11 protein-coding genes are annotated in these 10584 nt (G+C 54.5%); 5 read left to right on the top strand and 6 right to left on the bottom strand.

Going from position 1 to position 10584, the window contains the following annotated elements; all coding sequences use genetic code 11:
* The first annotated feature begins 717 nt into the window (after positions 1-717).
* The 3 genes from JE47_RS0117810 (at position 718) to JE47_RS0117800 (ending at position 3738) form a co-directional block, all read left to right on the top strand.
* Positions 718-1356 carry an HDIG domain-containing metalloprotein gene (locus JE47_RS0117810; protein ID WP_031461049.1) on the top strand — a complete coding sequence of 213 codons (639 nt, stop codon included), beginning with the start codon at positions 718-720 and terminating at the stop codon, positions 1354-1356.
* Positions 1353-2657 carry a diaminopimelate decarboxylase gene (lysA, locus tag JE47_RS0117805; RefSeq protein ID WP_031461048.1) on the top strand — a complete coding sequence of 435 codons (1305 nt, stop codon included), beginning with the start codon at positions 1353-1355 and terminating at the stop codon, positions 2655-2657. Before JE47_RS0117810 ends, lysA begins: the two co-directional genes overlap by 4 nt.
* Before the next feature lie 184 nt (positions 2658-2841).
* The gene (locus tag JE47_RS0117800) at positions 2842-3738 is read left to right on the top strand and encodes an ROK family protein (RefSeq protein WP_031461047.1); all 897 of its coding nucleotides are present in this window, start codon (positions 2842-2844) and stop codon (positions 3736-3738) included.
* 14 nt (positions 3739-3752) lie between these two features.
* Here JE47_RS0117800 and JE47_RS0117795 read toward each other — a convergent pair whose 3' ends face one another.
* The 6 genes from JE47_RS0117795 to JE47_RS0117770 all read right to left on the bottom strand — a co-directional run bounded on the left by JE47_RS0117795 (position 3753) and on the right by JE47_RS0117770 (position 8687).
* Positions 3753-4970: an NAD(P)/FAD-dependent oxidoreductase gene (locus tag JE47_RS0117795; RefSeq protein WP_031461046.1), complete on the bottom strand. Its 1218-nt coding sequence runs from the start codon at positions 4968-4970 to the stop codon at positions 3753-3755.
* 70 nt (positions 4971-5040) lie between these two features.
* Entirely contained in the window at positions 5041-5421 is a 381-nt protein-coding gene (locus JE47_RS0117790; protein ID WP_031461045.1) for a cupredoxin domain-containing protein, read from the bottom strand.
* Between the two features lie 26 nt (positions 5422-5447).
* Entirely contained in the window at positions 5448-6044 is a 597-nt protein-coding gene (locus tag JE47_RS0117785; protein ID WP_031461044.1) for an SCO family protein, read from the bottom strand.
* Between the two features lie 174 nt (positions 6045-6218).
* Positions 6219-6797 carry a copper chaperone PCu(A)C gene (locus tag JE47_RS0117780; protein WP_031461043.1) on the bottom strand — a complete coding sequence of 193 codons (579 nt, stop codon included), beginning with the start codon at positions 6795-6797 and terminating at the stop codon, positions 6219-6221.
* Between the two features lie 61 nt (positions 6798-6858).
* On the bottom strand, positions 6859-7215 hold the full coding sequence (locus tag JE47_RS0117775) for a hypothetical protein (RefSeq protein ID WP_031461042.1): 357 nt from the start codon (positions 7213-7215) through the stop codon (positions 6859-6861).
* Between the two features lie 284 nt (positions 7216-7499).
* On the bottom strand, positions 7500-8687 hold the full coding sequence (locus tag JE47_RS0117770) for a GNAT family N-acetyltransferase (protein ID WP_031461041.1): 1188 nt from the start codon (positions 8685-8687) through the stop codon (positions 7500-7502).
* A 413-nt stretch (positions 8688-9100) separates the two neighbouring features.
* On the opposite strand from JE47_RS0117770, the gene JE47_RS0117765 reads away from it, so the two are divergent.
* The gene (locus JE47_RS0117765) at positions 9101-9346 is read left to right on the top strand and encodes a sulfurtransferase TusA family protein (protein WP_031461040.1); all 246 of its coding nucleotides are present in this window, start codon (positions 9101-9103) and stop codon (positions 9344-9346) included.
* Between the two features lie 98 nt (positions 9347-9444).
* On the top strand, positions 9445-10584 hold the full coding sequence (locus JE47_RS0117760) for an NAD(P)/FAD-dependent oxidoreductase (protein ID WP_031461039.1): 1140 nt from the start codon (positions 9445-9447) through the stop codon (positions 10582-10584).

Here is a 10584-nt window from a genome sequence, read left to right as displayed (position 1 = left end):
CACTCCCGCCTCTCCGCTCCCCTGTCCTCTCCCGCAGCGCCTATTGCGTGAGGGGGGCCACCGTTCTTTCGCTCCCGCCTCTCGCCTCCCCCTTCCTCTCCCGCAGCACCTATCGCGTGAGGAGGGCCACCGTTCTTTCACTCCCGCCTCTCCGCTCCCCCGTCATCTCCCGCAGCGCCTATTGCGTGAGGGGGGCCGCCGTTCTTTTGCCTCCATCCTCCCCCTTCCTCTCCCGCAGCGCGGGAGAGGAAGGGGGCTAGGGGGGAAGGTGAGGGCCGCCAGGCGTGCACCGCAGCACCGGCGCTGAACCCGGTTTCACCCGGTTCCATCGCGTCGATCCATGATCGTGTCTCAGCACAAGCCCAGGTATTTGATACGACGCTTCGTTGCTCGCCACTTCAGCCGGCGCCCCTGCTGAGCAAAACCACGAGTTTCTGAAAGGCTAAACCTCACCGCAGCGATGGCGCTGGCTCTAGCTCCTTATCCTTCGCTTGTAGACGTGATGGTGTGCTGATGCGCCAACCAATAGATTCTCGCCACGCACCCAGGTGTCGTAAAGCCCTATGTCAACGTGGGTGGGGTTCGCACCCGTTCAAGCTTATACCCAAGCGAGTACATGTAAAACGTACAACATGCCGCCCGAAGCGATTGCAAACGTGGTATGATAAAAAGCGATATGTAGCCATTCCCTGAATCGACAATGACAAAGGAGCCGTGATGCTCACCGATAAAGCTCGTCAGATTATGCACGAATGGATTGCTTCAGATAGTCTACGTAAGCATTGTGAAGCGGTTGCCGCCTGTATGACGCACTTTGCCGAAAAGCAAGGTGCTGATGTCGATCTGTGGACCGCAGTGGGATTACTGCACGATCTCGACTTCGAGCGCTATCCGCATATGCCGGTTGCCGGGCCAGCGACAACGGCTATCTCTGAGGCATTGTTGCGTGGTGATGAACTCCCAGCCGAATTGCCAGGGCATCCCTTCTACGGTGTTGCCTACTTGCGGTCGACGGGCTGGTCACCAGAAGTACTGCGGGCTATCCTCAGCCATGCTGATTACAGTGGAATAGTACCAGAGACACCGCTCGAACGAACACTTTACGCCGTTGACGAACTGAGTGGTTTTGTTACCGCAGTAGCGTTGGTTCGCCCCGATAAAAGTATCTACAGCGTTGAAGTTCCCTCGGTGCGCAAAAAGATGAAAGACAAAGCCTTCGCTGCAAAGGTTAGTCGCGAAGGGATCATCCATGGAGCCGAAGTAATCGGTATGGAGCTTGATGCCCTGATCGGTGAAGTGATTACCGCTCTGCGTGCGGCTGCACCGCGCCTCGGTCTGGTAGGAACAAATGCATGACATTCGCCCCTCATGTCTGGCCGGAGACGGCAGCTATTATTGCGGGCCGCCTGTTCATTGGCGGATGCGACACGGTTGCGTTAGCCGAGCGTTTTGGTACGCCACTGTATCTCCTCGATGAGGCAACATTGCGTGGTGCAATGCGGAGATACCGTACTGCATTCGCGGCTGCGTATCCCGGCCCGACAAGGGTACATTATGCTGGAAAGGCATTACTGAATACGGCGCTGGCTCAAATAGTGGCCCAGGAAGGGCTGGGGCTGGATGTAGTGTCGGCAACCGAATTACTGGTGGCCAAACGAGCCGGCATGCCACTGGAGCATGTTCACCTGCACGGCAATGCAAAGAGTGATCTCGAATTAGAGCGGGCCATTGCCTGGCGAGTCGGGGCAATTGTGGTTGATAACCTTGATGAGCTGGCGCGTTTACGTGCTTTAACGGCCCATCTCGCTTTGCCACAGGGGGTACTGCTGCGGGTAGCCCCGGCCATCGAAGCCGATACTCATGCGCATATCGCAACAGGGAGCGCTACCGCTAAGTTTGGCTTACCGCTCGACAGCCTTGATCAAGCTGTTGCGCAGACACTAACCGCCCCCGGCTTACGCTGGTTAGGCTTCCACGCCCATATCGGATCACAACTCTTTGCGCTCGATCAGGTCACGGCAACGGTTGAGGTCCTGGTAGCACTGGCGGCCCGGTCACGTGATCGCCTTGGGGTCATTCCAGAAGAACTTAGTCCGGGAGGCGGGCTGGGGGTACCTTACACCGCCGATCAGCCAGCAACCGATATTGAACACTACGCACACGTTGTGAGTGCGGCTATGTGTCGGGCCTGTGCACAACATGCTCTTCCGTTGCCACGTCTGACCGTTGAGCCAGGACGTTCAATTGTTGCCCGTGCCGGGGTAGCATTGTATCGGGTGATCGGGCGGAAGGGCGAACGATGGCTGCATATCGATGGCGGGATGGCCGATAACATTCGACCCGCGCTTTACGGTGCTCGTTACAGTGCAATGTTGGCGAATCGGGCCAATGTATCGGCATCCACGAAGCTTGATGTGGGTGGACGTTACTGTGAGTCGGGTGATGTGCTGTTACGCGAGATTGAGTTGCCGTTGGCGGAGCCGGGTGATGTGCTCGCGGTAGCAACAGCCGGTGCGTACACACTGAGTATGGCCAGCAATTACAACCTCGTGCCTCGTCCGGCACTAGTGTTGGTCGGTGATGGAAAGGTGTGCCTGCTTCAGCGCCGTGAAAGCGAGGAAGATGTTCTGGCTCGCGATCAGTTTCTCGACATGTAAGGTGTTTATGAGACAAGATATTAGTTTCTTTTGCCATTGAGTTTTTCATTGGAAAGGGAGGCGGCTTGAACACAGCGCACTCTGCGGAGAGGATTTTAGAGGCTGACCTCTCCGTCGTGAAATATCCTCTTTGCGGTAAACTCTTTTTTGTTTGACCCCATGTTAATCGGGGTGCGAGGTTCGTATGACACATACTCCCCTCTACGGTGGCATTGAAGCTGGTGGCACGAAATGGGTTTGTGCTATTGGGACGGGGCCAGATGATATTCGGGCTAAAACTCGTTTTCCAACTACAACGCCTGCCGAGACGCTAAGCTGCGCTGTCGAATTTTTCCGTGCACATGATTCTGAACAATTGGCTGCAATTGGGGTCGGGTCATTTGGGCCGGTTGATCTCAATCCGCTCTCATCATCGTATGGGTATATCACTACTACACCGAAGCCGGGATGGGCAAATACGGATGTGGTTGGTACACTCCAGCGGGCATTAGGGCGACCCATTGGCTTTGATACTGATGTCAATGTGGCCCTGCTCGGTGAACAACAGTGGGGAGCAGCGCGTGACTGCGACGTTGCTGTGTATATCACGGTTGGTACAGGAATTGGCGGTGGGGCGCTAGTTGGCGGTAGATTGGTGCACGGATTGATCCATCCTGAAATGGGTCATATTCGTCTGGTACGTGATCCAGAACGTGATCCGTTTACCGGTATTTGCCCCTATCACAGTGATTGTCTAGAGGGTTTGGCGTGTGGCCCGGCAATCAAAGCGCGCTGGCATGCGCCGGCTGAACAATTGCCTGCCGATCATCCAGCCTGGGAGCTCGAGGCTGATTATCTTGGTCAGGCAATGGCGACGTTGCTCTGTATTCTTTCGCCGCAACGCATCATTGTTGGCGGCGGTGTTATGAGTCAGCCACACATGTTTCCACGTGTGCGGGCAGCAACGCAGCGGTGGTTAAACGGTTACTTGCAGCATCCCCACATTCTCGTTCACCCCGAACAGTTGATCGTACCGCCAGCGTTAGGGTCACGCGCCGGTGTGCTGGGGGCGATTGCCCTGGCGATGAGAGTAGCAGGGTAGGCAGAGCGGCTCCTTTACGTCTGCAACGTCGGGCGATCAATACGCAGCGGGGTCAGTGCGTTAGGGAAGATACCGGTCTGCACAGCCTCGGCGAGATAACGGCCAATGATGGCAGCAAATGGCATGCCGTGACCAGAAAAACCGCCGACTGCGAACAGGCCAGAATAAGGATGGTAGACAATTGGCAAATAGTCGGAGGTAAAGGCCATTGCGCCTGACCAGCGACGTTCAATGGTAATGCCGGCGAGCGTTGGGAACAGGCGACCAAGACCTGTCTCGAGTGCACCCTGTACTTCAGGGCTAACTTCACCGGCTGGAACACCAACATCGTTATTCGGCGCAATAGCACGACAACCACCGAACAGAACCTGACTAGTGGGAACTTGTTGCCCGTATTCGCCAGTTGAGGTTAGACTGGCGCCGAAGCCACACGCAATAAATGGCGCAACCGGCACCGTGCAGAGCATCTGTCCACGCACCATCTGGATCTGCCGGGCCAGTTCTGGCAGTACGTCACCACTCCAGGCATTGACGGCAACGACAGCGGCAGCCACCTCAATCGAGCGACGGTCGGTTTCAAGGAGTAGACTATTATTGGTGACGACGATGCGTTGAAGTGTGACACCCCAACTGCACTGAGCGCCATAGCGTTGGGCAGCGGCGATCAAACCGTATACTAAGCGACCCGAATGTACCGTACCGGCAGCAGGATTGAAGCGGGCGCCACTCACAGCGGCGCCGAGAGGGATAGAAACCAACTCTTGCGCAGCATCCCGATCAAGCAACTGCGCCGGAAATCCGTCAGCCTGGAGTGCGGCGACAGTCGCACCGGCGAGGGTCAATTGCGCTTCACCGATTGCAAGATTAAGATTACCGTGCAAACGGAGATCGCATTCGATCTGCTCTTGCTGGATCAGCTCAACCATCAGACGCTGACCGGCCAGGCTAAGTGCGTAGAGGTCGCGGGCCGTGGCTGCACCGTAGCGGGCAGTAGCCGCCAGATAGTTCTCGGCCAGACCGGCGGCCAGAATACCGCCATTGTTCCCACTCGCGCCGGCTGCTGGTCCGTAACGATCAATGATTAGCGGCTTAAGGCCAGCACGTGCCAGCCAAAGTGCAGTAGCAGCACCAACGACACCGGCGCCGACCACAACGATCCCGGCAGTTGGCGGCAGGTCGATCCCGGTCAGTGGTGGTTGGTTGAGCGTGGCATGCCAGTACGAAAGCAACATACCATTCCTATGGAGAACACTGCTTCTTCTTTCTATTGTAGCGTAAGTTTCTCATAGGTGAGATAACCGTTCACTGCACCACGATTCGCAACTGCTCACCTGGATGCACCGAACAGATCAGCTCGTAAACGCCGGGACTCCAGTAACGTTGCACGAGACGTTGACCGGGAACGATTTTGAACGGACCGATTGTAACCTCTTCACTATCATTGTTCTGAATAACCAGCGTATCTTTCTGACGCAGATCGATCACAATTGTAGACGGGAAAATGTTCACCACTTCACCAGCAGCAATACGGGCAGCAGTGCCGGGCGGTATCTCGAAGATCAACTGGCGCTGACGGTCAGTTGTCGTTTGCCAGAGAAAGAAACCGCCCGCGCCAATCATGGCGATAGTTGCCAGTAAGATAATGACCCGCACTCGCGTACTAAGGATGGTATTCGACGCCATAGGACATATCCTGTTGCAGGCTCTGGTTACGAGCGAGGCGGATTGCGCAGCAGGGCCTGGACGTCGCTGACAATATCATCAACCGGAGTGCCATGGGCCCAGAGCAGGCGCCAGTTTCCAGCCTGATCGATAGCGTAAATATAACCGGAATGATCAATGGTGTAGCCTAAGCCTGAGTTCGGTAAGTCACGACGAATCGCGGTAACCCCGTAGTCTTTATAAGCTTTTTCGAGCACCGCCCGATCACCGTTCAGCCCCAGAAACGTCGGGTGAAATGCTGCCAGATAGCGTTGCATCAGATCAGGCGTATCACGTTCAGGATCAACTGATACGAGGACAACCTGGACTTTTTCGGCGTCGTTCCCAAGCTTCTCCATCACGCGTTTCAAATCACCAAGCGCAGTAGGGCAAATATCCGGGCAATGCGTAAACCCAAAAAAGAGCAGCACAATCTTACCGCGATAGTTACTGAGACGGAACTCATTACCAAATTGATCGGTAAGGGGTAATTCTGGCGCCGGATTAGGTGGTTCAAGCACCGTACCACGAAATTCATAGGCACCGCAGCTACTGAGAAGGAGTGCGCTGAGTATGGCAAGGATTGATAAAAAGATGCGTTTCATAAGAGTACCTGCAATCAGAACAAGCGGAACCTGTTTGCTGCTTACCGTATTATCAGCTCTACTGTGATGGATGCAGTGACGGCGCACGTCTGTTGAGCATTTGCTGCTGTTGGATAGCGGAGGGGACAGATTTCATGCTGTCCCCTCCTTATCGATATCGACTCTGGAAGGATTCTACGGCTTACGCACAGGTGCCTTGACCTCAATCGTCTTACCGCTGCGGGTTGTGAGCTTGATCACCACCTCTTCACCTTCCTTGAGATCGCGGGTCAGACCGATAAGCATTACATGGAATCCGCCGGGCTTCAGTTCAACCTGGCCGTTTGCTGGGACTTCAATGGCTTCAACCTGCCGCATTTGCATCACATTGTTTTCCATTATCACGTTATGCAGCTCGACTGTCTTGGCTACATCGCTCTCGGCTTTGACAATCGCGTCGGCATTGGCACTATTATTGACCAGCACCATGTACGCGGCGCTTACGGCTTGACTGCCATACTCATGGCCGTGACCATGACCATGACCATGACCACCTTCCATACCGGCCATTGGTGTTGCCTGGCCCATGTTGCCCTGCATGTTGCCCATAGCACCGGATTGATCGCCTGCCATATTCATCATCGCTGCACGTACCCAGGGGTCACGGACTGTAATGCCAGCAGTTGCGCTCTGACCTGTGCTCTGGTTCGCACCACACCCAACCAGTAGTACCATTAAGAGAGTTACTCCCAACAGCGTAAAAAAGCGTCGCATAGTATCACCTCGCAAGAGAGTACATCGTCTTACACATATAAACTACAGATACGGTGCTTCCTTAACCTGCCACCCAGAAGCACGTCTTGCGAGGTGGTGGGGGATCGGGCGGGACGATGAATGATGAAAGGGGAATGGTTATGCGTGTTGTCATCCGCCGAATGACAATGTACATCCCAATGACTGTGATGAGGGCAAATGGCAGCAAATCGTACCGTACTGGTGGAGTGTTGGTCTCGTGTTGGGTAGAAGGATGGGGCACATTGCATAGAAAATGCTCAATCCCCGCCGCGTGGACACGCGGCAGGTGGAAGCAGTGAATGATGCACGAGAGTGCCGGCCATGGCCCAATCAGGAAGGCCAGTATCCACAGGATGACGGTACGATGTACCGTATTTGCACCAAAATGCACAATCATCACAGGTAGTATACATCAAACTTCTCAAACCGATGGTAGAGATTTTGTAACCAGTGTTCGATTGTTGTTATGCCGTATGGTAATGCTTTCTCGCCTGAGAATGAGGGATATCAACTCGCAACTTGAGCACCAGATCAGAAACTCGGCTTTCCGATTTTGCTCATTCTATTCGTTCATCCCCGCACGACTATCCCCGATGCACACGGCTTACCCCCGGTGTGTGGGTTTCTGGGCCATGTCTGCCATCATTCGCGAGACGAACCCTGCGAGGGTGGATTGGGAAGCTACCCCTCCTGTTGCCATATCCAGGCACCGGCTGGCCTGCCAACGAGATAGTGATGACCGCCAGCATCACCGGCTACCGCGTAGATCACGTATCTGTCCCAACCAATCCACGTCGCAAACAGTTCATCGGTTGTGCTACGCCAGGCCATCGCGTGATTCAGATCACGATGTTGGAGCGCAGTCCAATCGGAGGGTATTTCGATAGCAATAAATAGTGGGTCGGCGAAAACGGAGCGCAAGCGGAGGCCCTCATTCAAGATGGCAACATTCGGCAGATTACTGAGCTGAAACCGTTGGCGTTTGTCAGATAAGCCCTGCCGACCGTGCGAAGTAACCGGTAACCAGGTTACGCCAAATCGTGAGGCAGTGACCAGGTTCTGCTCGTTGCGTACCAGATAGTAGCCGCGCACAAATTCACCAGCAACAGCATGCAGGTGATTGAAATTGAGTATGGCATTCGGCAGTTGTAGCGGATCGACCGTCCAGTGGATGCAGTGTAAACCGCTAGCCAGCGCCAGACGCGCCTGTTCCTGTTTCAAACGAGTAGCGAGACCGTGCTGCCGGTAAGCCGGGTCAACGGCTAGCACTTGCGACTCAATTGCCAGTTCGTTCTTCGCCGTGGGTGAGCAGCCGAAACGTAGGAAACCGAGCAGGAACCCAGCCAATTGACCGTCAACAGTACCGACAAGGGCAGTGCCAGGACCGAATTCGCGGCTAAACAGGTCAGGCGGATAGGGTTGACTGCCCCATACCTTACGGTAGAGGGTAGTGATGGCGTCCAGATCACCGGCTTGCGGCGGCCCAATCCAGACACCGGCAGGACGCGGGGCAGTAGGAGTAAAGGTTGTACCGTCGGTTGGACGGTAGATAATGGCCGGTGTTTTAGCAAGTGCCGCTTGAACGGCTGCATCGGCGAGCCGCTCGTGTATCTCGTGGAGGCGAAGGGTGTAGTGGCGATTGTTGTTGATGATCGCCCGCGGAAAGAGAAGACCGATCCCGCTAAGGCGTTCACCTGTGTAGAAGGCTACCACCAATCCGCCCATGCGCGGAAACGTGCTCTTGACAAAATGGGGCGGAATAAAGGCTGGATTCTGCGCAGCACCTGCCTGTTGCCACAGCGTATCAATCGTTGCGTTCCAGTTGCGGTCAGTTGGATCAAGATAGTGTGCGGTCAGGACGGTTTGCATTGTTGACTCCACTGCAAAAAGGTGAACTTTCCACCACAGAGGCCATGGCGATCGCAGAGACTAAAGATAATTTTATCTTTCATTGAAAAGAGGGTTGTGAAACTTTTTCTTCCATGCGTCCAATGGCCAAAAATTACTTACATGCTCTGTGTACTCTGTGTGCTCCGTGGTGAGTTTGTGCAGTGGACTCATTGTTATCACCGAACAGGTCGTGACGATGTGTTGTTGTTCCATTATACTGCGGCATTCTGGTCAATGATGGTTCGTTGCCGTGTGTTGTGGATGTTGTCGCTAAGTCAATAGTTGCCACCTGTACCGAATATGTTGTGACTTCTTTCTGTTTGAAGACGAATCGTAATGCTATAGTTGTCACAAGGAATATATGCGGTCAGCGTTGACCGGAGGAGGCATGTATGACCAGCCCAAACGTAGCAATTGACAAAGAGATTGATGCTCGTGGCAGCCATTGCCCTGGGCCGATGATGGAACTGATTAGAGGTATCAAGAGTGTGCCGGTTGGCTCGGTTGTCGCTGTATTGTCGAGTGATCCTGGCTCGGCGAAAGACATTCCGATCTGGGTACAAAAGGCAGGACACGAGTTTATCGGTGCCTTCCTCGAACAAGGATTTACCCGCTTTGTCGTGCGCAAAATGCGTTGATAAGTGTTTATCAGGATTAGATTGAGTGTGCGCCCACCGGTGAGGTGTGGTGCAAGGTGGCTATCGGCCTCGTAGCCGATACCGAGAAGGTAACGACTATGATAGTCAAACAGATTGTGATTTTGGGTGGCGGTGTAGGTGGTACACTGGTTGCTAACCTACTGGCCAGTCAATTGACGCGCAAACAGGCCCAGATTACATTGATTGATCGCACCGGCAAACATATCTACCAACCCGGCTGGCTCTACGTGCCGTTCGGTGGCCCGCCACCCGAACGTTGGGAGCGCAGTGAGCGTTCGTTGTTGCGTCGTGCGGTAGATTTGATTGTTGGCGATGCAGTACGGATCGATCCACACGAGCGTTATGTGGAAATGGCCGACGGGGCACAAGTGCCGTTTGACTATCTCGTGATTGCGACCGGCGCACGACTTGAGCCGTCTGCGGTGCCCGGTTACAGCGAGGGTGCACACCATTTCTACAGCGCGGAAGCTGCGCTGCGGCTGCACGCAGCGTTGCGTGAATTTAGCGGTGGTCGGATCGTCATTGGTGTGGCGGATATTCCCTACAAGTGCCCACCGGCGCCGCTGGAGTTCACGTTTCTGCTCGAGGATGAACTACGTAAGCGTGGTTTGCGTGAGAAAACCGAGATTACGTATCTTTCGCCGATTGGTCGCGTCTTCACTATCGAAAGCGTATCTCAATTCGTGACGCCGCTGATGGAAGAGCGAGGTATTCAGTACGAACTCTTCTTCAACACCGAGCAGATTGATCCCGTCAACCGCACTATTTCATCGCTTGAAGGAACGACCTTACCCTACGATCTGTTGGTATTGGTACCACCACATCGGGGAGCAACGATCATCAGTGAGTCGGGGTTGGGTGATGCGCAGGGTTGGCTACCCACCGATCGAGAAACACTGCAACACAAACAGTTTCCGTACATCTACGGAGTAGGTGATGCGACCGATCTGCCGGTGAGTAAGAGTGGCGCCGCTGCGCATTTCGAGGCTAAAGTGATCGCCCACCGGATTGCCGGTGAAATCAAAGGCAAACCGAGTGATGAACGGTATCAGGGTCAGGTGATGTGCTTTCTCGAGACCGGTTATGGTCAGGCCACCCAACTGGTCTTCGATTACACGCATCCACCCCATCCACCAAAGCCGAGCGCCTATTATCACTACGAAAAGGCGTTGCTCAATCGGGCCTACTGGCATCTGATACCGACTGGAATTGTCTAG

The sequence above is a fragment of the Chloroflexus sp. MS-G genome (genome assembly GCF_000735195.1).
In the GTDB taxonomy this organism is placed as follows: Bacteria; Chloroflexota; Chloroflexia; order Chloroflexales; family Chloroflexaceae; genus Chloroflexus.
This window is presented reverse-complemented; position numbering and strand designations above follow the sequence as displayed.

What these genes read in the sequence shown, in the direction of transcription:
- JE47_RS0117810 (WP_031461049.1), top strand. Translation starts at nt 718, where the DNA reads ATGCTCACCGATAAAGCTCGTCAGATTATGCACGAATGGATTGCTTCA.
- lysA (WP_031461048.1), top strand. Translation starts at nt 1,353, where the DNA reads ATGACATTCGCCCCTCATGTCTGGCCGGAGACGGCAGCTATTATTGCG.
- JE47_RS0117800 (WP_031461047.1), top strand. Translation starts at nt 2,842, where the DNA reads ATGACACATACTCCCCTCTACGGTGGCATTGAAGCTGGTGGCACGAAA.
- JE47_RS0117795 (WP_031461046.1), bottom strand. Translation starts at nt 4,970, where the DNA reads ATGTTGCTTTCGTACTGGCATGCCACGCTCAACCAACCACCACTGACC.
- JE47_RS0117790 (WP_031461045.1), bottom strand. Translation starts at nt 5,421, where the DNA reads ATGGCGTCGAATACCATCCTTAGTACGCGAGTGCGGGTCATTATCTTA.
- JE47_RS0117785 (WP_031461044.1), bottom strand. Translation starts at nt 6,044, where the DNA reads ATGAAACGCATCTTTTTATCAATCCTTGCCATACTCAGCGCACTCCTT.
- JE47_RS0117780 (WP_031461043.1), bottom strand. Translation starts at nt 6,797, where the DNA reads ATGCGACGCTTTTTTACGCTGTTGGGAGTAACTCTCTTAATGGTACTA.
- JE47_RS0117775 (WP_031461042.1), bottom strand. Translation starts at nt 7,215, where the DNA reads ATGATTGTGCATTTTGGTGCAAATACGGTACATCGTACCGTCATCCTG.
- JE47_RS0117770 (WP_031461041.1), bottom strand. Translation starts at nt 8,687, where the DNA reads ATGCAAACCGTCCTGACCGCACACTATCTTGATCCAACTGACCGCAAC.
- JE47_RS0117765 (WP_031461040.1), top strand. Translation starts at nt 9,101, where the DNA reads ATGACCAGCCCAAACGTAGCAATTGACAAAGAGATTGATGCTCGTGGC.
- JE47_RS0117760 (WP_031461039.1), top strand. Translation starts at nt 9,445, where the DNA reads ATGATAGTCAAACAGATTGTGATTTTGGGTGGCGGTGTAGGTGGTACA.